This window comes from Bacillus sp. TH13, assembly GCF_016651175.1.
GTDB lineage: Bacteria > Bacillota > Bacilli > Bacillales > Bacillaceae_G > Bacillus_A > Bacillus_A thuringiensis_S.
In genome coordinates this window covers 1,859,321-1,884,773 of sequence record NZ_JAEKEJ010000025.1, presented here as the reverse complement: position 1 = coordinate 1,884,773, position 25,453 = coordinate 1,859,321, and the positions used below count along the sequence as shown (strand labels likewise).

Below are 25,453 nucleotides of genomic sequence, written 5' to 3'. Positions count from 1 at the left end.
CTATGATCCGTACGGAAGAGATGCTTTTGAATGTAGGACCTCAGCATCCGAGTACACATGGTGTGTTCAGGCTCGTAATTAAGATTGACGGGGAAATTATTAAAGAAGCTACACCGGTTATTGGGTATTTGCATCGCGGGACCGAAAAGATTGCTGAGAGCTTACAGTATACGCAAATTATCCCTTATACAGATCGAATGGACTATTTATCAGCCATGACGAATAATTACGTCATTTGCCATGCTGTAGAGACGATGATGGGGCTTGAAATTCCGGAGCGTGCCGAATACTTGCGAGTACTTGCGATGGAGCTAGGGAGAATTGCAAGCCATCTCGTTTGGTGGGGGACGAATCTTCTTGATATAGGAGCGGTCAGCCCGTTTTTGTACGCGTTTCGTGAACGAGAGATGATTATAAATTTATTAAATGAATTATGCGGGGCACGGCTTACTTTTAACTATATGAGAGTTGGCGGTGTGAAGTGGGATGCGCCAGATGGTTGGATTGAAAAGGTGGAAGAGTTTGTTCCGTATATGAGAGAGCAATTGGCAGGCTATCATGATCTTGTTAGCGGTAATGAGATTTTCTTAAATCGTGTGAAAGGCGTTGGTATATATAGCGCGGAAGAAGCGATCTCGTATTCTTTAAGCGGAGCAAATTTGCGGTGCACTGGAGTAAACTGGGATCTTCGCAAAGATGAGCCGTATTCGATTTATGATCGTTTTGATTTTGATATTCCTGTTGGAAGCGTGGGAGATGCTTGGGATCGCTACGTTTGCCGAATGCAAGAAATCGAGGAGTCTTTAAAGATTGTTGAGCAAGCAGTTCAGCAGTTCCCGAAAGATGGAGCTGTGCTGGCAAAAGTACCGAAAATTATTAAGGCACCTAAGGGAGAAGCGTTTGTACGTATCGAATCGCCGCGCGGAGAGATTGGTTGTTATATCGCTAGTGACGGAAAGAAAGAGCCGTACCGTTTGAAGTTTCGTAGGCCATCTTTTTATAACTTGCAAATTTTACCGAAGTTATTGAAAGGTGAAAATATCGCTAATTTAATTACGATTTTAGGTGGAGTTGATATTGTACTTGGGGAGGTTGATGGCTAATGATTGAGACGCTCTTACAATCACCTTCAAGCTGGACGAATTTCTTCATTTTTTTCGGATTAGCGGTGCTTCTACTATTTGCAGTCCTTGGCTTCGTTACATATGGAATTTTGGCAGAACGGAAAGTGATGGGGTTTATGCAAGGGCGGATTGGACCAAACCAGGTTGGAGGCCGATTCGGTTTACTGCAAACGGTAGCTGATGTTTTAAAACTATTATTGAAAGAAGATAGTATTCCGAAAGCAGCAGATAAACCGCTGTTTATATTAGCACCTGTCATTGCATTTGCGCCAGCATTTATGGTGCTGGCAGTTATCCCGTTCACTGATAAATTTCAATTTGCCGATATTGGAGTCGGGCTACTTTATTATATCGCTGTTTCCGGTATTACGACGATAGGTGTTGTAACTGGGGGATGGGCGTCGAATAATAAATATTCCCTTTTAGGAGGGATGCGTGCGGCGGCACAAATGATTTCTTATGAGATTCCGCTCGTAATGAGTGTAATTGGTATCGTTTTGTTAGCTGGTAGCCTGAATTTAAATGAGATTGTAGCGGCGCAGGAGAAAGTTTGGTACATTTTCGTGCAGCCAATTGGCTTCGTCGTTTTCTTAATTGCAGCAGTTGCAGAGTTAAATAGGACGCCATTCGATTTGCCAGAAGCGGAGTCAGAACTTGTTTCTGGATATCATACGGAATACTCAGGTTTTCGCTGGGCGTTTTTCATGCTTTCAGAGTACGTATATTTCTTCGGGATGGCATCGTTAATTACAGTGCTCTTTTTAGGCGGGTGGAATCCAGTCATGTTTCTTGGATTTATCCCAGGTGCCGTATGGTTTGCTTTGAAATTTAGCAGTGTAGTCTTTCTATTAATTTGGTTCCGCGTTACATTCCCGCGTATAAGAGGTGACCAGTTAATGGAGTTTGGTTGGAAAGTATTATTGCCGATTGCACTTGCAAATATTTTCTTAACGGCATTGATTAAGGAGTTATTCTTTTAATCTATGAGGGGGGTGCCAGTAAGAGATGAAAGGACTATTTAAAGGATTAAAATATACATTAAGTAATTTGAGCAAGAAGAAGGTAACGTATGATTATCCAAATCAACCGTTGCCGTTGCCAGACCGTTTTCGAGGAATTCAAAAATTTTATCCGGAGAAATGTATTGTTTGTAATCAGTGCTCTAACATTTGTCCGACAGACTGTATTCAGTTAACAGGAAAGAAACATCCGGATCCTACGAAAAAAGGAAAAATTATCGACACGTATGATATTAATTTTGAAATTTGTATTCTTTGTGATTTATGTACAGAAGTTTGTCCGACAGAGGCAATTGTCATGACAAATAACTTTGAACTCGCGGAATATTCACGTGATGACTTATTTAAAAATTTACAGTGGCTTGACGAAAACGACGAAAATGTCAGGAAGGAGAATAAAGCATGAATGGCGAGTTTGTAGCATTCTTTATACTATCCTTGTCTGCAATTATCGGCGGTGTTCTTATGTTGAACTTAACGAAAGTTATGCACATGATGCTAGCTCTCGTTCTGACATTTCTAAGTATTGCAGGTTTGTATTTTCTTTTATCAGCCGAATTTATAGGCGTTGCACAAATTTTACTTTACTCTGGTGCAATCACAATTATTATGATTTTCGGCATTATGTTAACGAAACATAACGCGGAAAATGAATCGCGTCTTACTCTTCGAAAATGGATTATCTTCTTTGCAGTTGTAGCATTTGGAGCGGTTATGTATTTCGCTGTTAATAATGTTGATTTTGCAAATGAAAGCACACAAGGAAGTTTACCTCTCCATGAAAACAATACACTTCAAATCGGTACGCTTCTCTATTCAAAATATATTATCCCATTTGAACTAACTTCAGTTATTTTACTTGTAGCACTCGTTGGCGCGATTGTACTTGCGAAAAAGGATGAGAAAGAGGAGGGTTCCAATGAGTAGCGTTCCAGCTTCTGCATATTTAACACTTGCGATTATTTTGTTTTGCATCGGTCTATTTGGAGCTTTAACAAAGCGGAATACAGTAATCGTATTAGTTTGTATCGAATTAATGCTGAATGCTGCCAATTTAAACTTAGTGGCGTTTAGTAAATTAGGCTTATTTCCGAATTTAACAGGTCAAATTTTCTCACTGTTTACGATGGCTGTAGCGGCAGCGGAAGCGGCGGTAGGACTCGCTATTTTAATTGCTTTATATCGTAATCGTACGACAGTTCAGGTGGATGAAATGGATACGCTCAAAGGATAGCATTGTGACCGAAAAAGGGGGAAGGAAACAATGATCGATTATGCATGGCTCATACCGCTTTTCCCACTCGTTTCGTTTTTGTTACTTATTATATTTGGGAAGAAAATTAGAGAAGGAAGCAGCGTACTTAGTATTTTTTTCGTCTTTCTCTCCTTTATACTTGCGGTACTTGTGTTAATAGAAAGGTTTTCAGAAGCAAGCGTGAAGCATAAGTGGGTGTGGCTTAGAGCTGGAGATGTGGATATATCATTCGGCTTTGAAGTGACTGCATTAGGAGCTTTAATGTTATTTATCGTGACGCTTGTGAGTCTACTTGTACATGTGTATTCGAAAGGTTATATGAAAGGTGATGAACGATTACCAACCTTTTACGCATATTTAGGACTCTTTACATTTGCGATGTTAGGGCTTGTTATATCAACGAATTTATTACAGCTTTATATATTTTGGGAATTAGTTGGCCTTGGCTCATTTTTACTTATCGGTTTTTATTTCTTTAAAGAAGAAGCGAAGGCTGCTGCAAAAAAGGCTTTTATTATGACCCGTATTGGGGATGTTGGTTTATTTATCGGGATGATTTTAATTTTTTGGTACGCAGGTAGTTTTGAATATGACGCAATATTTAGGGCGATTTATACAGGGGATCTACCTCCTTACATGATTACAATAACGGCGATATTAATTTTTATCGGGGCGATGGGGAAATCAGGTCAGTTCCCGCTTCATACGTGGTTGCCAGATGCAATGGAGGGGCCAACGCCCGTTTCGGCACTTATTCACGCGGCGACGATGGTCGCAGCTGGCGTATATTTAGTAGCGACGATGTTCCCTCTATTTTCAGCAAGTACAGTGGCGATGCAGACAGTGGCAATTGTTGGAGCTTTCACTGCAATCTTTGCGGCCTCTATCGGTCTTGTGCAAACAGATATAAAGAGGGTGCTTGCTTATTCTACAGTTAGCCAGCTTGGGTATATGATGCTCGCGTTAGGTTCTGCCGGTTATGTAGCTGGTATATTCCATTTAACGACACATGCTTTTTTTAAAGCACTACTATTTTTGGCAGCAGGAAGTGTAATTCATGCTGTGCATACGCAAAACATTAATAAAATGGGCGGTTTACAGAAGAAGATGAAAGTAACTGGTACGCTATTTTTAATAGGTACTCTTGCCATTAGCGGTGTTCCGCTCCTTTCCGGTTTTTTCAGCAAAGATGAAATTTTAGCGGCGACGTGGATGAATGGCAATTACGTTTTATTTACTTTAGCGGTAATTGCGGCGTTTTTAACAGCGTTTTATATGTTCCGCCTTTACTTTCTTGTCTTTACTGGAGAAGTGAAGACGAAGGAAGAAGTGCATGAATCGCCTCGCGTTATGACGTATCCAATGATTGTTCTCGGCGTTCTCGCAGTAGTGGCAGGATATATAAATACACCATGGTTTGGGACGTTTCTCGGAGATTGGTTGACGAAAGATGTAGGGTTTAAGGTTGAAGAAGCGCATGGACCAGTTTGGATTATGATTGTTGCGACACTCGTTTCATTTGCGGGAATCGCTCTTGCATATTTCATATATGGCAAGAAATCAATTTCTAGAGATTGGGCTGGGGGTACGGAAACATCGCTTTATAATCTTTTGAAAGAAAAATATTATGTGGATGAACTATACAACATGACGGTGATCCCTATTACGAAAGGAATCGCTCGTGTGCTTTGCTTATTTGAAGTGTATGTAGTCGAAGGAATTGCAGTTTTAATTGCAAGTGTAGTTAAAGGCACAAGTAACCTTGGCTCGAAACTTCAAAACGGGAATGTACAAGTGTACGGTACTGTAACGGCGGTTTCGCTCGCTGTACTCGTCATTATTTTGCTCTATACGGGAGGGGATTTACGATGAATGATTTGTTGTTAACGTTCTTCATTTTTTCCCCACTTTTAGGAATTTTATTGCTTGTATTAACACCGAAAAAGGAATTGCGTACAGTGCGGGCGCTTGGCTTATTTGGGACGGCACTTCCATTTGGAATCGCCATCGTCCTCGCTTGTACATATGCTTCTGGAAAGAGCTTGTCACTATTTGATGAAAAGGTGAAATGGATTAAGTTCGGAGATTTTACAGCGGTGGATAAAAGGTGGTTTTCTATTTATTACGAGCTCGGTATTGATGGTTTGTCGCTTGTCATGATGGTACTGACGGCTCTTCTAGCGATGCTTGCAGCAATTGCAGCCTTTTCTATTAAAAGCAATTTGAAAGCATTTTATATGCTGTTACTCATGCTAGAAATAGGGATGCTCGGCGTCTTTGCTGCTCAAAATTTAATGTTGTTTTTTATCTTCTTTGAAATTACGTTGCCACCAATGTTTTTATTAATTGGGAAGTGGGGAAAATTGTCGAGTGAAAAGGCTGCTTATAGTTATTTAATATATAACGGTATTGGCTCAGCTATTTTGCTCATTGTTTTCTCAATTTTGTTCGCGAAAACAGGTACAACAAATATTGTGGAGCTAAAAGAGATATTAAGAAGCGTAAGCGCAGGGGGAGAACTCGTCATCCCAAGTAGCTTGCAGCTTGGTGTATTTATTGCCATAATGATTGCCTTTGCAATTAAACTACCTGTTTTTCCGTTGCACCGCTGGATGGTTAATGTACACATAGAAGCGCATCCAGCTGTAGTTATGCTTCATGCGGGTGTTTTGTTAAAGATTGGAGCGTACGGTATTATTCGCTTCGGGAAAGGGTTATTCCCGGAATATTTTCACGATGTTGCAACGCTAATTGCGATATTAGGCGTAATTAATTTATTATACGGTGCCTTTTTAGCGCTCATCCAAACGGACTTTAGGAAAGTCCTCGCTTACTCTAGTATTTCGCATATGGGAATTGTGTTAATGGGACTTGCGTCACTTAATGCACCTGGTACACAGGGAGCGCTATTCCAAGTTGTATCACATGGTTTAATTGCAGCCTTGCTCTTCTTCTTACTAGGTGTTATAGAACAACGATTTGGAACTTCGGATATTACGGTGCTAGGCGGACTTGCGAAAAGTGTACCGATACTTAGCGGATTCTTTTTAGCAGGAGGAATGGCATCGCTTGGATTACCAGGGATGTCTGGGTTTGTTAGTGAATTTCTTGCCTTTCTCGGTTTATTTCAAGGGGAGCCAGTTATTGCTGCAGTCGGTGTGATTGGCATCATTTTAACGGCTGTATATGTATTAAGAGCGACACTTCAAGTGACATTTGGAAAGAAAGAGTGGGAAGCAAAATCTGATATACACGGATGGGAGTATGTCCCTGTTTTACTACTTATCTTTTGTATTATTGCAATTGGAGTTATGCCAGAGATACTAGGGGATCCGCTTCAAAATACATTGAAAACATTGGGGGTGAAGTAGGATGGATATGAATACGTTACTTAGTTTATCGTGGCATCTAATGGTGCCAGAATTTATTATTCTTGGGGCCGCCATCCTTCTTTCCATATGTGATTTGTTTTTTAAGCTGAATCATAAATATGTAGCTCTTGGTGCGATCGCTGCCATTGTATTAGCACTTGTGTCATTAATTACGCTATATAGCGAACCAGCTGGAGATATTTTAAACGGATCGTTTGTGTTAGATGGATTTTCAAAAGGGTTTAAAACGTTGTTATTAGGCGCCTCAACCCTCATTTTATGCACCGCAATGAGCGATGATAAGAAGAATCCAATTGAAGATAAGGGTGAATATTATTACTTATTTTTAATGGCACTTCTTGGCGCGATGTTCATGGCTTCTAGTGTTGATTTTATTACCCTTTTCGTTGGTTTGGAGTTACTTTCACTTTCTTCTTATATTTTAGTCGGAATACGAAAAAAGAGCCGTGCATCAAATGAAGCGGCAATGAAATATGTCATTAGCGGAGGAATTGGAACGGCGATTACGCTCTTCGGAATGAGTTATTTATACGGTATTACAGGTTCAACTAACATTGTAGATATGCAAAAGGTACTCACTGGGGAGCTCGCTAGTGGTATTCAGTTATTGCTAGCTCTCGCATTTCTTTTATTACTAGTCGGTCTCTCATTTAAAATTGCCACAGTGCCGTTTCATATGTGGGCACCTGATGTGTATGAAGGAGCGACTACACCTGTTACCGCTTTTCTTGGAACGATTTCTAAAATTGCTGGGTTCCTACTCATTATTCGTTTGTTCCTTATGGTTTTTGCAAGTGTATTAATACAAGGAGATATGCAATCTTTATATGGGCATATGAGTATATATATTGCGGTGCTAGCAAGTATTACGATGATTGTTGGGAATGTAGTCGCGTTAAAACAATACAACATAAAACGTTTATTTGCTTATTCAGGCATTGCGCATGCTGGGTATTTGCTCGTTCCACTTGTGGCATTATCACCATTTACGCTGGATAGCATGTGGTTTTATATGCTGGCATACATGCTTATGAATATAGGCGCGTTTGCCATTATCCACGGCTTAATCTTACAAAACGATAAGGAAAACATAACGATTTTCACCGGATTATATAAGAAATCACCATTTGCAGCGATCATGATGACAATCTTTATTTTATCGCTGGCCGGGATACCAGGGACGGCTGGCTTCATTGGAAAGATTAACATCTTTTTAGGCGCGCTTCATGTAGAGCCAGCACATTACGTACTAGCTTCGATTATGATGGGTACGACAGTTGTTTCATTCGTATATTATTTCCGTATTTTACAACAAATGTTTTTCCGCACCGGAGAGACAGAAGAGAGGATACGGTTACCGTTAAATATAAAGGTTGTTATGAGTCTTTGTGCAATTTCGATTGTAATACTAGGGATTATGCCGATGATTGGGTACAATTTCTTTTATGAATATTTTCCATTAATGAAAGATTTCTTCTTCTTAGGGAACGTGGTACAATAGTGAAAATAAAAGGTGTGGAGTCAGTACTCTGCGCTTTTTATTTTGTGTTAACTTGTAATGTAGATATACGTTTTTTGAAAGAAAATCACGATGTAAAATGTAAGATGTCTATTTGCATTTGAAAAAGTGTGGCTCCTACTTATTATGGTATCGTTTTTATATTCTTTCATAAGTAGTAGCTGAGTAAAAAGGGGTCGATTTTTTGGCACAACTTTTAGGGCAACAAGCACTGATTGCCATTGTTTCGCATTTATTGTTTATTACCATTACGTGGTGGGCTTTGCAAGGCATTCACATTGAGCGTTTAATGAAGTCCGGAAAAGTGCTGCAGACGCGAGTATTACTCATCTTAATTACAATTGCAATTGGGACATCTGTAAGTAACTTTTTCCTTGATTATTTAGGCTATTCGAAGAGTTTAACGTATTTAGTAAAGTAAGTGTATAGAACCTCAAATCTCCGTTAACAATGGGGATAGGAGGGGATGAAATTGAAGCTTAAAGCCATTCTTATTGTTGCACTTAGTGTTGTTTTATTTTTGGTTGGATATAGAGAGATGAAACCGATAAGCGATGAACAGAAAATGGAGAGCATGATTAAGGCTTTAGAGAAAAATGATGCTAAAGTAGAAAAATGGTCATGGTTAGCGAGAGAAACAAAAACAATTTCTAATATACATACGTTTCAAAAGTTGTTAAACGATGTGAAGGACAAGGCAAATATTCAAAAGTGGGAAGTAGAGCAATCTCCAGATGGATATAAAGCTACATCCTATAAAAAGTTTGCTTCTCATGAAGAACGAGTAGTAGTAACTTGGAGTAAAGAAAATACTAAAGAAAACACTTTCATTATCTTTGAAGTAAGTGGGGCGAAATGGGACCCGAAGTATGTTCAAAAAGTGAATAAAATTTTTAGTGAAAAACCTATAATTTACACTTGTGTTCAAGGTGTACTGAATGATAAGATTGAAGGTGTTTTGCAAAATAAAACCAATCAGGTTTTGAAAGATCTTTCAGCAAGAGCGATCGAACAAGTAGAAGAAAGAGCATTTGTGTCAGTCTCCGCATACAATAAAAAGTGGGATGACGCTCTTTCAACAAATAGAGAGAAAATAAATGTGCAAATAGCAATACGTTCTACAGACAACAAAGATACAATTGTGGTTGGCACACCGATCATAACTTCTGAGTATTGAGTGAATAGATACTGAAAAAAGGACACGGAGGGGAATAATTTGGAAAAGATCATCGTCCGTGGCGGAAAGCGGTTAAACGGCACAGTGCGTGTTGAGGGCGCAAAAAATGCTGTATTACCTATAATCGCTGCAGCCCTATTAGCGAGTGATGGAAAGAATGTACTATCTGAAGTACCAGTTTTGTCTGATGTATACACAATTAATGAGGTATTACGTCATTTAAATGCTGAAGTCGTATTTGAAAATAATCAAGTAACAATCGATTCTTCTAAAGAACTAAACATTGAAGCACCATTTGAATATGTACGTAAAATGCGTGCATCTGTTCAAGTAATGGGACCATTATTAGCACGTAATGGTCGTGCTCGTATTGCACTTCCTGGTGGATGTGCAATCGGTTCACGTCCAATTGACCAACATTTAAAAGGCTTCGAAGCAATGGGAGCAAAAGTACAGGTTGGTAACGGTTTTGTTGAGGCATATGTTGAGGGAGAACTAAAAGGAGCTAAAATCTACTTAGACTTCCCAAGCGTAGGCGCGACAGAAAACATTATGTCTGCAGCTACATTAGCAAAAGGGACAACAATTCTTGAAAACGCAGCGAAAGAACCAGAAATCGTTGACTTAGCTAACTTCTTAAATGCAATGGGAGCGAAAGTACGCGGAGCTGGAACTGGAACGATTCGTATCGAAGGCGTTGATAAATTATATGGTGCAAACCACTCTATTATTCCTGACCGTATTGAAGCGGGAACATTCATGGTTGCAGCAGCAATTACTGGTGGAGACATCTTAATTGAAAATGCTGTACCTGAACATTTACGCTCAATTACAGCGAAAATGGAAGAAATGGGTGTTAAAATTATTGAGGAAAACGAAGGTGTACGTGTTATCGGCCCAGATAAGTTAAAAGCGGTTGATATTAAAACTATGCCTCACCCAGGTTTCCCAACAGACATGCAATCACAAATGATGGCATTATTACTACAAGCTGATGGAACAAGCATGATTACAGAAACGGTATTCGAAAACCGCTTTATGCACGTTGAAGAATTCCGTCGTATGAATGCTGATATTAAAATTGAAGGTCGTTCTGTTATTATGAACGGTCCAAACAGCTTACAAGGTGCTGAAGTAGGCGCAACTGATTTACGTGCTGCAGCTGCATTAATCTTAGCTGGTTTAGTATCAGAAGGTTATACTCGTGTAACTGAGTTAAAACATCTTGACCGTGGTTATGTAGATTTCCATAAGAAATTAGCTGCATTAGGTGCAACTATTGAACGTGTAAACGAAAAAGTAGAAGAAGTGAAAGAACAAGAAGTTTCTGATCTTCACGCTTAATTGAAATAGTCTCTATGTCTTTTGACATAGGGGCTATTTTTTTGGGTTATTACTGTTATAGTCAATAAATTCTATACTTATGCACGTACCAGTAAAAATATTTAGAAAATTTACGTTTTATGCTCTTCCTCCTTAAGTATGTTCTAAAAGAAAGAGTTGTTCCATAAGAATGAATGGAGTAAAGCTTTTATATTGGGGGAAAATAGGATGAAATTTTCAAAGCCACTTTTTATTACAGTAGCGCTCTTAATAGCGCTCGTTATCATTGTACCTGCAGCCCTTGTTATCCCATTTGCGAAAGCAAAAGTAGGGGAAGAAACGGCCTCTAAAACTCCTCCAGCGATAGAAAGTATACCAGCTCCAGGAAAAGTAGATACAGCGGTTCAAGTTGCTGTATATCGTGAGAAACAGAAGAAGGTAGAATCATTGCCTATGGAGGAGTATGTGACCGGTGTAGTAGCTTCTGAGATGAATGCCAGTTTTGAAATAGAGGCACTAAAGGCACAGGCATTAGCAGCGAGAACATTTGTAGTACAACGTATGCTAAGCGGAGGAAAGAAAAATAATGCGGACGTGACAGATACGGTGAAAGATCAAGTGTACAAAAGCAAAGATGAATTGAAGAAGCAATGGGGCAATAACTACGAAAATAATGTAAAGAAAATCGAAGAAGCCGTTTCGAAAACAGCAGGACAAGTTTTAACATATGATGGAAAACCAATTTCAGCATCTTTTTTTTCAACGAGTAATGGCCGGACAGAAAATGCGGCTGATTATTGGGGAAATGATTATCCGTACTTGAAAAGTGTAGATAGTCCGTGGGATCAAGCCTCTCCAAAGTTTACGAGCGAGCAAACATTTACAGTAGCTGATTTTCAAAAACGTCTCGGTGTGAAAGTGCTGGCAGACGGGAAGGTTGGAAACATTAAAGACCTTACGGAAGGAAAGCGCGTAAAGGATGTAGCTTTTCAAGGAAAAACATTAACAGGAAAAGAAGTTCGTGAAAAGTTAGATTTACGTTCTTCCGATTTCACGTGGAAACAACAAGGAGATAAAATCATCGTTACAACGAAAGGCTTTGGCCACGGCGTTGGTATGAGTCAATACGGGGCGAACGGTATGGCAGCGGAAGGAAAGAAATATACAGATATCGTCGCTCATTACTATAAAGGCGTTGAAATAAAGACGATGAATGATTATGAAGGAAAATTGATGGTGAAGAAATAGGTGTCAGAACTCTGGTGCCTATTTCTTCTGTTTGGAATAGAATAATTTTCCATTAATTGTTTGATATAATAGGATAAAAAGTATTTGGGGGAGACGAAATGGCGCTACTGGAGTTAAAGCAGTTAGGGAAGACGAACCAGTTACCAGAAATTGAGCTAAAGGTTGAAAAAGGACAATGTATTGTTTTGCAATGCAATAATCATACAGCTAAAGTGTTACACCGCATCATTATTGGTGAAGAAGAAGCGTCGACTGGCAATGTATTGTTTGAAGGAGAAGCAATTGGAAAGAAAAATTATTCCCGCATCGGTTTTTGTTTTTTGAAAGATGAGGCATATGATCGTTTGAAGGTGAAAGAATACTTTAAGTTTTTAATAGGGCTTTATGAATCAAAGATAAGTATAGAAGAAGTTGTGAAGTCTGTTGGTCTCCTAGATAAACTAAACGTTAAAATAGAAAAACTATCGTTTTCAGAGAAGCGTCGTCTTCATATTGGACGAATTATGATTCATAATCCGGATTTAATCATTTTGGAAGAACCGGAGCAAAATGTAGATACAGAGAGTACGGTTATTATTCGAAAAGCAATCATGAAAATGAAAGAGCAAGGAAAGGCAATCTTTATTACGTCATCATTTCTATCGGATGCCCTTTCGTTAACAGAGGATGTATACATATTAAACAACGATGGTGTGAAAAAGATAGAAATTGAGCAAGAGGAAGTGGAAGAAGTCGGTGAAGAAAAAGTCATTCAAATGATTCCGCAAATGAAGTTAGAAAGAATACCAGCGAAAGTGAACGATAAAATCATTTTACTTGATCCGATGGAAATCCATTTCATTGAAACGCAAAACGGAGTAACGCATATTCACGTTCGTGAAGGTGATTTCGTATGTGCATTAACATTAAGTGAACTAGAAGCAAGATTAACAGGTTTTGGTTTCTTTAGATGTCATCGCTCGTATCTTGTGAATTTACAAAGAGTACGAGAAGTGATTACGTGGACTCGTAATAGTTTTAGTTTAATTTTGGATGACGAAAGAAAAAGTTCAATCCCGCTTTCGAAAGGACGCATGGATGAATTAAAAGGCGTGATTGGGCTATAAAAAGTGCTCCAATAAGCTTAACATGCGATTCATTCACCGGTAAAAATACTCCTTTTACCGGTATTTTACTGCGTAAACCCTTTGTTTTTCATATGATTGAGTCAAGAAAAGCGAAACAAACGAACGAAAAGCGCTAAAGCGACTTTCATCTATAAAGAAGAAAAACAAAGGGGATGAAGAAATGACATTGGCAATTGAAATGAAAGATGTAATGAAAAGTTTCGATGGAAAAACGGCACTTCGAAATGTAAATATTGAGGTGAAGCAAGGAGAGATTTTCGGATTCCTTGGACCGAGTGGATCTGGTAAGACGACAACGGTAAAAATTTTAACTTCTCAATTGCTTCATAGTGTTGGAACAGTAAGAGTATTAGGGAAAGATATTACAGGACCAAGTAGCATCGATTACAAACGAATTGGTATTTTAACAGATAACAGCGGCTTATATGAAAGACTTAGTATTTATGATAACTTACTATTATTTTGTGACCTATACGATTGTAAAAAAGAACGAATCGATGAAGTACTAGCACAAGTAAATTTATTAGATGATAAAAAAACACCAGTAAAGAAACTATCAAAGGGAATGAAGCAACGCGTCACACTAGCAAGAGCAATCCTTCATAAACCAGATATCCTCTTCTTAGACGAACCAACATCTGCACTCGATCCAGTAAACGTTCAAAACATTCATAAAATCTTAAAAGACTTAAATGAAGAAGGAACGACCATTTTCTTAACGACTCACAACATGGATGAAGCAGAAACGCTTTGTAACCGTATTGCCTTCCTTTGTGGCGGAGAAATTGTAGCGCTTGATACGCCAGAGAACCTACGCTTACAATACGCTAAGGATCAAATAGAGGTCGTATTAAAAGATAAACAAAAAGAAGTAGTGCAAAAAGATGAATTAGGCGCAAAACGTATTTCAGAATGGATGAAAAAGGGAGAATTACTATCCATTCATTCACACGAACCAACTTTAGGCGATATCTTTATTGAAGTTACTGGGAGGGGATTATAATGACATTTTCAATGAAACGGTTTTCGGCTATTGTAAGAAAAGAAATAAATGATGCAGGTAAAAACTCACAAGTTATATTAATGGCGCTATTACCTATTCTACTTGCTGTATTCTATAGTAATATGGATTCTGTAAAAGAATTCTTTGCAGGTTTTATTATTGTAATGACGATTACCATGGTGGGAAGTTATGTGCAAGCAATTATTATTGCAGAGGAGAAGGAAAAACACACGTTACGAGTATTGATGTTGTCTCCAGCAAGTCCAATAGAAGTTATTTTAGGTAAAAGTGTATTAACTGTATTTTTTGTACTAGCATCTAGTTTTATTAGTTTAGTGATTTTAGATACTTTTAAAGGAAATATTGGTATGCTAGTTATTATTATTTTAATAGGAACATTGTTATGTGTCGTTTTAGGTACTATAGTTGGCTTACTATCCCAAAATATAGCACAAACATCTATATTGGGGCTTCCGATTTTTATAATATTCATAATGGGGCCGATGCTACAAGAAATGGTTAAGAATGAATTTATTATAAAAGTAGTTAATCTTCTTCCGACAAATCATGTTATGGAGGCATTGCAAAAAGTTATAAAGGGAGAAGGGTTTATTGCGATTCAAGAACATATTTTAAACAATACAATTTGGACTATATGTCTTATCATTCTTTGTATTATTGTGTATAAAAAGAAACAATTAGACTAAAAACTGAGCCGAAACGCTCAGTTTTTTCTTTTTTCTATCATTTCCTCGGAAATTTTACAGTTCTTATACATATTTTTACAGATTTTGTCGAAAAGTAATTAGTTATGCGTTGTATAGGATACGTGAATATTGTTCAAAATGATTGCTGAGGTGATGATGGAATGCGAGGAAGAAATAATAAAAAGTCGCAAAAGGTAGTACATTTATTTCAAAAAAGATGGGTGTTTCCGGCACTATACATTGCTTGTGCAGCGGTAATCTTAATGGTTGCGCTATGGTTCCAAGGAGCTAATCCGAAGAAGACTCCAAACCACGATCAAGCAACACCGTATACACAATCGGAAGATCCAGCAGTACCAGTAACGAAATCTTCAGAAGTAGTGAAAATGCCAGCTGCCGCGAATGCGGAAGTAGTCGTACAGAAGAAATTCTATGAAGATGCAGCAAATGAGGCGGAACAAGAAAAAGCACTTGTCTTTTATAACAACACATATTCCCCAAACAAAGGAATTGACATTGCTGCGAAGAATGGAAAAGAATTCAATGTTGCTGCTGCTTTAAGTGGTACAGTAACGAAAGCTGAAAAAGATTCACTTCTTGGTTATGTTGTAACAGTTGATAGTGGAAATGGTGTAGCGGTATCTTATCAAAGCTTAGGCAGTGTGAAAGTAGAAAAAGGTGCAAGAGTTGCACAAGGTGAAGTATTAGGAACATCCGGTCTAAGTGCAATGAATAAAGAGGCAGGCTCTCACGTTCACTTTGAAGTACGTAAAGACAATGTGGCTGTGAATCCTGAACGTTACTTAAATAAATCAGTAACAGAAATTAAAGCTGATGCAGGTGCTGCAAAAGCTACGAATGCTTCTGGTAAAAAAGCTGATGACAAATCTCAAAAAGAAGAGAAGTCAACGAGCACGAAACCAGAAAATAAAACAGAAGACAAGTCTCAAAAAGAAGAGAAATCAACAAGCGGTTCAACTAGTGACAAAAAAGAAGAACCGAAGAAAGAAGAAAAATCAACAAATGGTTCTACAGAATCATCTAACGATTCTTCTTCACAAGAATAAGAAAGTGAAAAAATCAGTTCTCACTAGGAGAGCTGATTTTTTTATTTCTATATAAAAATAATCAATTTCGAGAAAAAAGTTGCAAAAACAAGGAAAAATGACGAGATTCTCGAATATATATTACAAAAGGGAGGGGATACTGTGTCATTTTTATTTGTTCTGTCGACTGCTATTATTTTATTGTTTGTTTTATTCACTTTATATTATTATATTGCCGGTAAGAAAGAGGTTCCCCACCATCAGTTGTTAGAAGAAGAATTGGAACGAGAAGAATGACGCCTTTTATACAAGGTGTCATTTTTTTTTGGCCATAATAGTCAGTTTTAACGTATTTCTCACAAAAAAACGTAATTTTTCTTAACTTAGTCCGCAAAAATAGTGAACATGTAGCATATATCAGTAGTGCGGGCAATACAATGGTATAAACCAAAGCAAAGAGAGTGTTTGAGGTGAGAAATCGTGAATCATTTCATTATAAATCCAAGAATGTTTAACGCTTACAAACAGCACTCACACTTACTTCTTAGTCGTATGCAGCGAGGCTCATTTCACCCTTCTCACATCCAAATTAGGGAGGCGAGTGGTGTGCACGATTACATCAAAGAGAGAACTATCAAGATTGGTAAGTATATCGTGGAGACAAGAAAGACAGTGCGTGTCATTGCAAAGGAATTTGGGGTATCAAAGAGTACAGTCCATAAAGATTTAACAGAACGTCTACCAGAGATTAATCCAGAGCTCGCAAATGAAGTAAAAGAAATTCTTGATTATCATAAGTCTATTCGTCATTTAAGAGGTGGAGAAGCAACAAAGCAAAAGTATAGAAAAGAAGATGTAGAGAAGCCTGTACGTCAATAATGTTACAGTAGCAAACATTCCGTTCACATTCGGTAATATTTTTCAGAAGAATTCTTTTTGCGAATATTACGTTTCTGTTAAATTTATGATAAAATCAGAAATTAGGTGAAAAGAATTCGGGTGTAACCTGATTTTGAATATCGAGGAGGAAAAAACGGGAATGTTTGCGCGAGATATCGGAATTGACCTAGGTACGGCTAATGTATTAATTCATGTTAAAGGTAAGGGTATTGTATTAAACGAGCCATCTGTTGTGGCAATTGATCGTAATAGTGGTAAAGTATTAGCAGTCGGTGAAGAAGCGAGAAGTATGGTGGGACGTACGCCTGGTAATATTGTAGCAATTCGTCCGCTTAAAGATGGTGTAATAGCAGATTTCGAAATTACAGAAGCAATGTTAAAGTATTTCATTAACAAATTGGACGTAAAGAGCTTCTTTTCAAAACCTCGTATTTTAATTTGTTGTCCAACAAATATTACATCAGTAGAACAAAAAGCAATTCGTGAAGCTGCTGAACGTTCAGGTGGTAAAACAGTATTTTTAGAAGAAGAACCAAAAGTAGCCGCAGTTGGTGCTGGTATGGAAATCTTCCAACCAAGCGGTAACATGGTTGTTGATATTGGTGGAGGTACAACAGATATCGCTGTACTATCTATGGGTGATATTGTTACCTCTTCCTCTATCAAAATGGCTGGCGATAAGTTTGATATGGAGATCTTAAACTATATTAAACGTAAGTATAAGCTATTAATCGGAGAACGTACTTCAGAAGATATTAAAATTAAAGTTGGTACAGTATTCCCAGGTGCACGTAGCGAAGAACTTGAAATTCGTGGACGTGACATGGTAACAGGCTTACCACGTACAATTACAGTATGCTCTGAAGAAATTACAGAAGCATTAAAAGAAAATGCAGCTGTTATTGTACAAGCTGCAAAAGGTGTACTAGAGCGCACACCACCAGAATTATCTGCAGATATCATCGACCGCGGTGTTATTCTAACAGGCGGTGGAGCTTTACTACACGGTATCGACATGCTTCTAGCAGAAGAACTAAAAGTACCAGTATTAATTGCTGAAAACCCAATGCACTGCGTTGCGGTTGGTACAGGTATTATGTTAGAGAATATCGACAGATTACCAAAGCGTGCTTTGAGATAATTTGAAAGAACTAAGGCTGACGCCTTAGTTCTTTTTTTCGTTTTTATATTTTTTTATTTTGTTTTTTTGCGAAAATGGAAGGAAAATAGAGAAATATGAAGGAAACAGGTAAAATATTCATATATATGGTTAAATTTAATATTTCCTTATTTGAAAACGTTTATAATATAATGAGTCGAATACGACATTAAGGCAAATAATGTTTCAATACATATTGCCTTTCCCTAATTTGGGCATACACTCTTTTCCACCTCCGTGTCAGTTGCAAAAATGTGCAACTATTTTAATGGAATAGAGTGTGTGCATTTTTTTTAGGAAGGCGTACTAAATATAAAATGTTACTTTGTAATGACAAATAATAAACAAAATGGGATAATAGCAATATGTCCAAGTGGTAAGACCAATATTACAAAAGGGGCGATTGTTACATGCTAAATATAGAACAAATTAAAGAAATCATTCCTCACCGCTATCCATTTTTACTTGTTGATAAAATATTAGAAGTAGATGAAGGAAAAAGAGCGGTTGGGATTAAAAATGTATCCGCAAACGAAGAATTCTTTAACGGACACTTCCCTGACTATGCAGTTATGCCTGGTGTACTTATTGTAGAAGCATTAGCACAAGTCGGAGCAGTTGCAGTATTAAAGAAAGAAGAAAACCGCGGAAGACTTGCTTTCTTTGCAGGTATCGACAATTGCCGTTTCAAAAAACAAGTACGCCCAGGTGATCAGCTTCGTCTAGAAGTAGAAATGACACGCGTACGCGGCCCGATTGGAAAAGGAAAAGCAATCGCAACAGTGGATGGTGAGGTTGCATGTGAGGCAGAAATTACATTTGCGATTGGTGATAAAAAAGAATAGAAATTAAAAAAATCTCCTTGTGAAAAGACAAGGAGATTTTTTAATTTCTGCTATATAACGATGAAACGATAATTTACAAACTAATCAGAAAATAACTTGTAAATAGATGGGAATTACCATATACTTACTTTATTATTTATCTAGAAAACAGGATAAGTGATAAAGGTAATAAAGAAATAAGGGCATTGTCATATTGTTAAGGTACTTAAATAAGACAAAGTAGAATGTTATTGATTATGATGAAATGTGGGGAAATCAGCAAGAAAATTAATTAAACGTATGAAATCGAGCATAAAAGAGAGAAAAGGGAAATGTCGCATTTCACAAAAGGAGATTATGAATATGTTCGGGAGAAAGAAAAGAAAACCATTACGACAATTAATTACACATAAAGAGCCTAAATCGCGTATTACAGAACAATACCGTAACATTCGTACAAACATTGAGTTTACATCTGTAGATAATCATGTTCGTTCTATCATTGTTACTTCAGCAGATCCAGGTGATGGGAAAACAACAACAATCGCAAACTTAGCAGTTGTTTTCGGACAACAAGGAAAGAAAGTTTTATTAATTGGAGCTGACTTGCGTAAGCCGACGATACAAAACTTATTTGCCATTCATAGTTCGAATGGGTTAACAAACTTATTATCAGGACAAGCAAAACTTATGCAATGCATTCAAAAAACAGATATAGAGAACGTATATTTAATGGCAGCAGGTCCAATCCCGCCAAACCCAGCAGAACTATTAGGGAGTCGGGCAATGGACGAGGCGTTGCTAGAAGCGTATAACATGTTTGATATTATATTAATTGATACACCACCTGTCCTTGCGGTTACAGATGCACAAATACTTGCGAATAAATGTGATGGAATTGTACTCGTTGTACGAAGTGAAAAGACGGAAAAAGATAAAATCGTAAAAGCGAAACAAATATTAGATAAAGCATCAGGAAAACTACTAGGTGTTGTTTTGAACGATAAAAGAGAAGAAAAAGAACAGTATGGTTATTACTAAAATATGAAAAGCCGACAAAAAATGTTGGCTTTTTTGTTGTCTGAAAATTATTTATCAAGTTATACATTGTAAAAAGCATGATATGATAAAATTTTTGGGAAATCATTGGAATGTGTTGTCATATTTAAGATTATTTTGTAAGATTAAACTTGTTTCTTGTGAACAAATATAGAACTGAATTATTAAAAATAAAAAATGTAAGATTTATATGTTATAATTTTTCCTATGTGTAAATTTTAGAAAGTTGGAGGAACCTATGGAAGAAACAATTAGTTTAAAAGAGTTATTTCATATCTTAAAAAAACGTTTAGCAATGATCCTCGTAATCGCCTTTGGTGCAGCTATTGTAAGTGCTATCATTAGCTTTTTCTTCATGACACCAATCTATCAATCTTCGACGCAAATTCTTGTTAACCAGAAGAAACAAGAGGGTGCAATGTTCCAAGCTGGTGAAATTCAAACGAATATTCAATTAACGAATACATATAAGGTTATCATTAAAAGTCCAGTAATCTTAGAACAAGTGAATGAAAAATTAAATTTAAATATGACATCTCAAGCGCTAACAGGAAAGATTAATGTTGCAAATGAAAAGGATTCACAAGTAATCTCTGTAACAGCTGAGGATAAAGATCCAAAACTAGCTCGTGATATTGCTAATGCAACTGCAGATGTATTTAAAGGTGAAGTTGCAAAAATTATGAATGTCGATAACGTAACAGTATTATCTAAAGCAGAAGTTGCAGAAAATCAATCTCCAATTAAGCCAGCGCCTATGCTTAATGTAGCGATTGCTTTCATTGTTAGTTTAATAGCTTCAGTTGGTCTTGCATTCTTATTAGAATACTTAGATAACACGGTTAAAAAAGAAGAAGATGTAGAGAACTTACTTGGCTTACCAGTATTAGGAATTGTAGCTCGTATGGATGAAGAAACAATGAACGTGAAATCACACGCTCCATCATCAAGAAAAGTGAGGGGACAAACAATTGGCTCTTAATTTATTTAAAAAGAAAAAGAATCATCGTCAACGCCGTCAATTAATTGCTCATCAACAACCGAAATCACCAATTTCAGAACAATATCGTAATATTCGAACGAATATTGAATTTGCAGCTATTGATACGAATTTACATTCATTAATGGTAACATCTGCTAACCCGAGTGAGGGAAAAACGACTACGACAGCGAATATGGCAGTTGTTTTTGCTCAACAAGGAAAAAAAGTATTATTAATTGATGCAGATATGCGTAAACCAGCAATGCATCAAATGTTCCAAGTAGATAACATTTTTGGACTCACGAACGTACTAACACATAGTGAACGCTTAGAAAAATGTGTACAAACGACATCTGTAGACAATTTACACTTTTTAGCTTGTGGTCCAATCCCGCCAAACCCGGCCGAATTGTTAGGTTCAAAATCAATGAAAGAACTTCTTGGACAAGCATATAGTATGTACGATCTAGTTATTTTTGATATGCCGCCAATTTTAGCTGTAACCGATGCGCAAATTATGGCAAATGTATGTGATGCTTCTATTCTTGTTGTTCGTAGTGAATCAACAGAGAAAGAAACAGCGGTAAAAGCAAAAGGATTGTTAGAATCAGCTAAAGGTAAATTGTTGGGCGTTGTTCTGAATGATCGTAAACGTGAAGAAGGCTTATATTATTATTACGGTGCAAACTAATTAAAAGAGTGAGATATGGTTGAAACATATCTCCTTTTTTCCCTTGAATATGAGCGATATCTCATATTCAAGGGAAAAAAGATCTTTATAGGAGAGAGGGAGGATGAAACAAATGATAGATTTACATTGTCACATTTTACCTGGTATCGATGACGGTGCACAGACAGTAACAGATAGTTTAGCCATGGCGCAACAAGCCGTTTCAGAAGGAATACATACAATTGTCGCAACGCCGCACCATCAAAATGGCAAATATGTAAATGAACGTACCTCAATTATTCATCACATAAAACAACTAAATGATGAACTACAACAACATAATATTCCACTTACTATTTTACCGGGGCAAGAGGTCAGGTTATATGGTGATTTATTAGAAGACTATGAGGCTGGTAAAATCGTTACTTTAAATGAAACAAATAAATACATATTCATTGAATTCCCATCAAATCACGTACCTCGTTATACCGAACAATTATTATACGAATTACGTGTAAAGGGAATGATTCCAATTATCGTTCATCCAGAACGTAATGCCGAGTTAATCGAGCGACCAGATAAGTTATATAACATTGTAAATAAAGGTGCATTAACACAAGTGACAGCAGGTAGTTTGCTTGGAAAGTTTGGTAAAAAGATTAAAAAATTCTCACTACAGCTTGTGGAACATAATTTAACACATATGATCGCATCAGATGCGCATAACACGACGTCGAGAGGATTTCATTTAGCAGAAAGCTATGAACTAATTGAGAAAGAATTTGGAATGAGTGTTATGAGTGATTTGAAAGAGAATCCATATTTATTAATTAGCGGGAAAGCAATTTATAAAGAAGATCCAGAACAAATTCGCCGTAAAAAATTGTTCGGTATTTTTTAAATAAAGAATGGGTGATGTCTCCTAACCGTTATCAATGGGGGCACTCGGTCGTGCTGTGGGTAGAAATTTTTATTTCGAACCTACCTTAGACGCTTGTCGTCGGGAGTATGACGTGAGGATGGGTTAGATGCCCATAATTTATTTCTAATAGAAACTCTACCTATGGAGTTATAACTATGACTCCATAGGTAGGGTTTTTGTTATTGTTACATATAAATATAATAATTTATTTTTGGGGGTACTAGATTTGAAAAAAGTAAGAAAAGCAATTATTCCAGCTGCTGGACTGGGGACAAGGTTTTTACCAGCAACGAAAGCGATGCCGAAAGAAATGTTACCTATCGTTGATAAACCGACAATTCAATACATAGTAGAAGAAGCGATAGAATCAGGAATTGAAGATATTATTATTGTTACTGGAAAAGGTAAACGTGCCATTGAAGATCATTTTGACCATTCCTTTGAATTGGAGCAAAGCTTACTAGAAAAAGGGAAGCATGAGATGCTAGAAAAAGTACAAGCTTCCTCAAAAATTAATATTCATTACATAAGACAAAAGGAACCAAAAGGTCTAGGGCATGCAGTATGGTGTGCACGTAAGTTTATTGGAAACGAACCATTTGCTGTATTACTTGGTGATGATATTGTGCAAGCAGAAACGCCTTGTTTACGTCAATTAATGGATCAATATGAAGGTACACAGTCGTCAGTTATTGGTGTACAAACAGTACCTGAAAACGAAACACATCGTTACGGTATTATCGATCCAATTGAACAAAGCGATCGCCGTTATCAAGTACGTCAATTTGTGGAGAAGCCAGTTCAAGGAACTGCACCATCAAATTTAGCAATTATGGGACGTTACGTATTAACGCCAGAAATTTTTATGTTCCTTGAAAATCAACAAACAGGTGCGGGTGGAGAAATCCAATTAACAGATGCCATTCAACGATTAAATGAAGTTCAACGTGTATTTGCGTATGACTTTGAGGGTACGCGTTACGATGTTGGGGAGAAGTTTGGATTTATTAAGACGACGATTGAGATGGCGCTACAAAATGAAGAATTAAATGTAGAGTTAATGAAGTATATGAAGGAACTTGTAAAAAAGGAAGAGGTCCATTCATAAGAGAATGTCCTTTTTTATTATGAATAAGATAAGAATTATATAAAGAAGGGAACAGGTATATTGAGTTATCGAAGACGGCTCTCATTATTAATTTTATTAGATTCATTTATCGTATTAACTGCCGTGTATTTAAGTTATTGGTTTATACATCCAAATGTATTAAACAAAATTCCTATGACAGTAGTTATTAGTTCTATTACATTATTGTGTAGTCATCATGTTTTTGCAGCTATTTATAAGTTGTATAACAAGGCGTGGGAATATGCAAGTATTGGAGAGCTAAAGCAAATATTTAAGGCGATTACGCTATCAATTCTAGTAACAGCAATTGTTCAACAAATTATTAATCACGATATTTATGTTCGAATTTTAGCAATCGCATGGATGTTGCATTTACTATTAATTGGCGGTTCTCGCTTCGTATGGCGTATGTTCCGTGATACATATATTACAAAAGCTACTAATAAAAAACGAACATTAATTATTGGTGCGGGTTCAGCAGGAACGATGGTAGTACGTCAATTACAACATAATAAAGAAGCAGATTTATATCCAATTGCGTTTGTTGATGACGATAGAAATAAGCAAAAATTGGAGATTTATAATGTTCCAGTTGTTGGAACAACAAATCATATTCAAGAAATTGTAGAAGATAATGATATAGAACATATTATCATCGCTATTCCTTCTTTAAATAGAAGTCAAATCAATGAAATTTTTGAGAAGTGTAGAAAGACAAAGGCGAAAACGCAAATTGTACCGATGCTTGAAGATCTTTTAGATGGAAAACTCTCTGTTAATGAATTCCGTGATGTACAAGTAGAGGATTTATTAGGGAGAGAACCAATAAAGCTAGATGATGCAGGAATTGGAGAGAAGATTACAGGTAAAACAATTTTAGTAACAGGCGCTGGTGGATCAATTGGATCAGAAATTTGTCGCCAAGTGATGAAATATAAACCGGCTAAAATTGTTCTTTTAGGACATGGTGAGAACAGTATTTATAATATTGAGATGGAAATGAGAGTCACTTATAAAGATTCTGTGGAAATAACAACAGAAATTGCTGATATTCAAGATCGTCATAAAATCTTTGAAATAATGAAGAAGCATCAACCGTATATTGTATATCATGCGGCTGCACATAAGCATGTTCCTTTAATGGAACGTAATCCAGAAGAAGCTGTTAAAAATAACATTTTTGGTACGAAAAATGTAGCTGAAGCAGCAGATACGTTTAAAGTGAATACGTTTGTTATGGTTTCTACAGATAAAGCTGTAAATCCGACAAATGTAATGGGGGCTACAAAACGATTTGCAGAAATGATTGTGCAACATATGGCATCTGTAAGTACTAGTACGCGTTTTGTTGCGGTTAGATTTGGTAATGTTCTTGGAAGTAGGGGAAGTGTAATCCCACTATTTAAGAAGCAAATTCAAAAAGGCGGACCTGTAACAGTTACTCACCCTGATATGATTCGTTACTTTATGACAATACCAGAAGCTTCTAGGTTAGTAATTCAGGCTGGTACATTAGCTAGAGGTGGAGAGTTATTTGTTCTCGATATGGGAGATCCAGTGAAGATTGTTGATTTAGCTAAAAACTTAATCACTCTTTCGGGTTATTCTATTGAGGAAATTGGAATCGAATTTACTGGATTAAGACCAGGCGAGAAAATGTATGAAGAGTTATTAAATGAAGGTGAGATTCATCCAGAGCAAATATTCCCTAAAATTCATATAGGAAAAGCTGTTTTAATTGATCAAGGGATTTTAAGGCAGTTTATGAATGATTTTGAAGGAATTAGTAAAGAAGAAATAAGAGAACGATTATTAGATATTGCAAATAATAAAGTTAATCTTAAAAACTAATTTAAGGGAAGGAAGTT

Annotated in this window: 26 protein-coding genes; all 26 read left to right on the top strand. The window is 37.0% G+C overall.

What is annotated here, in order from left to right:
* The first annotated feature begins 2 nt into the window (after positions 1-2).
* A complete protein-coding gene (gene nuoD, locus JFU02_RS18180) occupies positions 3-1,103 on the top strand; it encodes an NADH-quinone oxidoreductase subunit NuoD (protein ID WP_000621434.1) in 1,101 nt (366 codons plus the stop codon).
* The gene (gene nuoH, locus JFU02_RS18175) at positions 1,103-2,104 is read left to right on the top strand and encodes an NADH-quinone oxidoreductase subunit NuoH (protein ID WP_000573426.1); all 1,002 of its coding nucleotides are present in this window, start codon (positions 1,103-1,105) and stop codon (positions 2,102-2,104) included. Before nuoD ends, nuoH begins: the two co-directional genes overlap by 1 nt.
* Positions 2,105-2,129: 25 nt before the next feature.
* Positions 2,130-2,549: an NADH-quinone oxidoreductase subunit NuoI gene (nuoI, locus tag JFU02_RS18170; protein WP_000677191.1), complete on the top strand. Its 420-nt coding sequence runs from the start codon at positions 2,130-2,132 to the stop codon at positions 2,547-2,549.
* Positions 2,546-3,070, top strand: a complete 525-nt coding sequence (locus JFU02_RS18165; RefSeq protein ID WP_001012815.1) for an NADH-quinone oxidoreductase subunit J — start codon at positions 2,546-2,548, stop codon at positions 3,068-3,070. The genes nuoI and JFU02_RS18165 overlap by 4 nt, the downstream gene beginning before the upstream one ends.
* Positions 3,063-3,377: an NADH-quinone oxidoreductase subunit NuoK gene (gene nuoK / locus JFU02_RS18160; protein WP_000100079.1), complete on the top strand. Its 315-nt coding sequence runs from the start codon at positions 3,063-3,065 to the stop codon at positions 3,375-3,377. Before JFU02_RS18165 ends, nuoK begins: the two co-directional genes overlap by 8 nt.
* Positions 3,378-3,407: 30 nt before the next feature.
* On the top strand, positions 3,408-5,270 hold the full coding sequence (gene nuoL, locus JFU02_RS18155; protein ID WP_097888490.1) for an NADH-quinone oxidoreductase subunit L: 1,863 nt from the start codon (positions 3,408-3,410) through the stop codon (positions 5,268-5,270).
* Positions 5,267-6,769: an NADH-quinone oxidoreductase subunit M gene (locus JFU02_RS18150; RefSeq protein WP_000998944.1), complete on the top strand. Its 1,503-nt coding sequence runs from the start codon at positions 5,267-5,269 to the stop codon at positions 6,767-6,769. Before nuoL ends, JFU02_RS18150 begins: the two co-directional genes overlap by 4 nt.
* Positions 6,770-6,776: 7 nt before the next feature.
* Positions 6,777-8,291, top strand: coding sequence for an NADH-quinone oxidoreductase subunit NuoN (gene nuoN, locus JFU02_RS18145; protein WP_346588591.1), 1,515 nt, complete (start codon positions 6,777-6,779; stop codon positions 8,289-8,291).
* A 202-nt stretch (positions 8,292-8,493) separates the two neighbouring features.
* Complete coding sequence (locus tag JFU02_RS18140) at positions 8,494-8,730, top strand: DUF1146 family protein (RefSeq protein ID WP_000057889.1); 237 nt, start codon at positions 8,494-8,496, stop codon at positions 8,728-8,730.
* Positions 8,731-8,781: 51 nt separating this feature from the next.
* Positions 8,782-9,486 carry a YwmB family TATA-box binding protein gene (locus tag JFU02_RS18135; RefSeq protein WP_000767913.1) on the top strand — a complete coding sequence of 235 codons (705 nt, stop codon included), beginning with the start codon at positions 8,782-8,784 and terminating at the stop codon, positions 9,484-9,486.
* Between the two features lie 39 nt (positions 9,487-9,525).
* Entirely contained in the window at positions 9,526-10,830 is a 1,305-nt protein-coding gene (gene murA, locus JFU02_RS18130; protein ID WP_000411275.1) for a UDP-N-acetylglucosamine 1-carboxyvinyltransferase, read from the top strand.
* Positions 10,831-11,037: 207 nt separating this feature from the next.
* Complete coding sequence (gene spoIID / locus JFU02_RS18125) at positions 11,038-12,057, top strand: stage II sporulation protein D (protein WP_000672653.1); 1,020 nt, start codon at positions 11,038-11,040, stop codon at positions 12,055-12,057.
* Between the two features lie 98 nt (positions 12,058-12,155).
* On the top strand, positions 12,156-13,163 hold the full coding sequence (locus JFU02_RS18120) for a LytTR family transcriptional regulator DNA-binding domain-containing protein (protein WP_201071394.1): 1,008 nt from the start codon (positions 12,156-12,158) through the stop codon (positions 13,161-13,163).
* 181 nt (positions 13,164-13,344) lie between these two features.
* Positions 13,345-14,187: an ABC transporter ATP-binding protein gene (locus tag JFU02_RS18115; protein ID WP_000170827.1), complete on the top strand. Its 843-nt coding sequence runs from the start codon at positions 13,345-13,347 to the stop codon at positions 14,185-14,187.
* Positions 14,187-14,894 (top strand): ABC transporter permease, encoded by a 708-nt coding sequence (locus tag JFU02_RS18110; protein ID WP_000144421.1) that lies wholly within the window; start codon positions 14,187-14,189, stop codon positions 14,892-14,894. Before JFU02_RS18115 ends, JFU02_RS18110 begins: the two co-directional genes overlap by 1 nt.
* A 161-nt stretch (positions 14,895-15,055) precedes the next feature.
* Positions 15,056-15,961 carry a stage II sporulation protein SpoIIQ gene (spoIIQ, locus tag JFU02_RS18105; RefSeq protein ID WP_061667074.1) on the top strand — a complete coding sequence of 302 codons (906 nt, stop codon included), beginning with the start codon at positions 15,056-15,058 and terminating at the stop codon, positions 15,959-15,961.
* A 141-nt stretch (positions 15,962-16,102) separates the two neighbouring features.
* The gene (locus JFU02_RS18100; RefSeq protein ID WP_000008903.1) at positions 16,103-16,237 is read left to right on the top strand and encodes a hypothetical protein; all 135 of its coding nucleotides are present in this window, start codon (positions 16,103-16,105) and stop codon (positions 16,235-16,237) included.
* A gap of 309 nt (positions 16,238-16,546) precedes the next feature.
* A complete protein-coding gene (spoIIID, locus tag JFU02_RS18095) occupies positions 16,547-16,819 on the top strand; it encodes a sporulation transcriptional regulator SpoIIID (RefSeq protein WP_000544012.1) in 273 nt (90 codons plus the stop codon).
* 160 nt (positions 16,820-16,979) lie between these two features.
* Positions 16,980-17,981 carry a rod shape-determining protein gene (gene mreB, locus JFU02_RS18090; RefSeq protein WP_000457978.1) on the top strand — a complete coding sequence of 334 codons (1,002 nt, stop codon included), beginning with the start codon at positions 16,980-16,982 and terminating at the stop codon, positions 17,979-17,981.
* Between the two features lie 428 nt (positions 17,982-18,409).
* Complete coding sequence (gene fabZ / locus JFU02_RS18085; protein WP_000931959.1) at positions 18,410-18,844, top strand: 3-hydroxyacyl-ACP dehydratase FabZ; 435 nt, start codon at positions 18,410-18,412, stop codon at positions 18,842-18,844.
* 342 nt (positions 18,845-19,186) lie between these two features.
* On the top strand, positions 19,187-19,864 hold the full coding sequence (locus JFU02_RS18080) for a CpsD/CapB family tyrosine-protein kinase (protein ID WP_000467945.1): 678 nt from the start codon (positions 19,187-19,189) through the stop codon (positions 19,862-19,864).
* A 256-nt stretch (positions 19,865-20,120) separates the two neighbouring features.
* Positions 20,121-20,864 carry a YveK family protein gene (locus tag JFU02_RS18075; RefSeq protein ID WP_098317787.1) on the top strand — a complete coding sequence of 248 codons (744 nt, stop codon included), beginning with the start codon at positions 20,121-20,123 and terminating at the stop codon, positions 20,862-20,864.
* Entirely contained in the window at positions 20,854-21,555 is a 702-nt protein-coding gene (locus JFU02_RS18070; protein ID WP_079246205.1) for a CpsD/CapB family tyrosine-protein kinase, read from the top strand. The genes JFU02_RS18075 and JFU02_RS18070 overlap by 11 nt, the downstream gene beginning before the upstream one ends.
* Before the next feature lie 112 nt (positions 21,556-21,667).
* Positions 21,668-22,435 carry a tyrosine-protein phosphatase gene (locus tag JFU02_RS18065; RefSeq protein WP_079246344.1) on the top strand — a complete coding sequence of 256 codons (768 nt, stop codon included), beginning with the start codon at positions 21,668-21,670 and terminating at the stop codon, positions 22,433-22,435.
* 247 nt (positions 22,436-22,682) lie between these two features.
* Positions 22,683-23,564, top strand: coding sequence for a UTP--glucose-1-phosphate uridylyltransferase BpsC (gene bpsC, locus JFU02_RS18060; protein WP_079246204.1), 882 nt, complete (start codon positions 22,683-22,685; stop codon positions 23,562-23,564).
* Between the two features lie 60 nt (positions 23,565-23,624).
* The gene (locus JFU02_RS18055) at positions 23,625-25,436 is read left to right on the top strand and encodes a polysaccharide biosynthesis protein (RefSeq protein WP_079246203.1); all 1,812 of its coding nucleotides are present in this window, start codon (positions 23,625-23,627) and stop codon (positions 25,434-25,436) included.
* Positions 25,437-25,453: the final 17 nt, after the last annotated feature.

Excerpts from the sequence above, each read along its gene's own strand:
- nuoD (WP_000621434.1), top strand. The coding sequence starts at position 3 with ATGATCCGTACGGAAGAGATGCTTTTGAATGTAGGACCTCAGCATCCG.
- nuoH (WP_000573426.1), top strand. The coding sequence starts at position 1,103 with ATGATTGAGACGCTCTTACAATCACCTTCAAGCTGGACGAATTTCTTC.
- nuoI (WP_000677191.1), top strand. The coding sequence starts at position 2,130 with ATGAAAGGACTATTTAAAGGATTAAAATATACATTAAGTAATTTGAGC.
- JFU02_RS18165 (WP_001012815.1), top strand. The coding sequence starts at position 2,546 with ATGAATGGCGAGTTTGTAGCATTCTTTATACTATCCTTGTCTGCAATT.
- nuoK (WP_000100079.1), top strand. The coding sequence starts at position 3,063 with ATGAGTAGCGTTCCAGCTTCTGCATATTTAACACTTGCGATTATTTTG.
- nuoL (WP_097888490.1), top strand. The coding sequence starts at position 3,408 with ATGATCGATTATGCATGGCTCATACCGCTTTTCCCACTCGTTTCGTTT.
- JFU02_RS18150 (WP_000998944.1), top strand. The coding sequence starts at position 5,267 with ATGAATGATTTGTTGTTAACGTTCTTCATTTTTTCCCCACTTTTAGGA.
- nuoN (WP_346588591.1), top strand. The coding sequence starts at position 6,777 with ATGAATACGTTACTTAGTTTATCGTGGCATCTAATGGTGCCAGAATTT.
- spoIID (WP_000672653.1), top strand. The coding sequence starts at position 11,038 with ATGAAATTTTCAAAGCCACTTTTTATTACAGTAGCGCTCTTAATAGCG.
- JFU02_RS18120 (WP_201071394.1), top strand. The coding sequence starts at position 12,156 with ATGGCGCTACTGGAGTTAAAGCAGTTAGGGAAGACGAACCAGTTACCA.
- JFU02_RS18115 (WP_000170827.1), top strand. The coding sequence starts at position 13,345 with ATGACATTGGCAATTGAAATGAAAGATGTAATGAAAAGTTTCGATGGA.
- JFU02_RS18110 (WP_000144421.1), top strand. The coding sequence starts at position 14,187 with ATGACATTTTCAATGAAACGGTTTTCGGCTATTGTAAGAAAAGAAATA.
- spoIIQ (WP_061667074.1), top strand. The coding sequence starts at position 15,056 with ATGCGAGGAAGAAATAATAAAAAGTCGCAAAAGGTAGTACATTTATTT.
- mreB (WP_000457978.1), top strand. The coding sequence starts at position 16,980 with ATGTTTGCGCGAGATATCGGAATTGACCTAGGTACGGCTAATGTATTA.
- fabZ (WP_000931959.1), top strand. The coding sequence starts at position 18,410 with ATGCTAAATATAGAACAAATTAAAGAAATCATTCCTCACCGCTATCCA.
- JFU02_RS18080 (WP_000467945.1), top strand. The coding sequence starts at position 19,187 with ATGTTCGGGAGAAAGAAAAGAAAACCATTACGACAATTAATTACACAT.
- JFU02_RS18075 (WP_098317787.1), top strand. The coding sequence starts at position 20,121 with ATGGAAGAAACAATTAGTTTAAAAGAGTTATTTCATATCTTAAAAAAA.
- JFU02_RS18065 (WP_079246344.1), top strand. The coding sequence starts at position 21,668 with ATGATAGATTTACATTGTCACATTTTACCTGGTATCGATGACGGTGCA.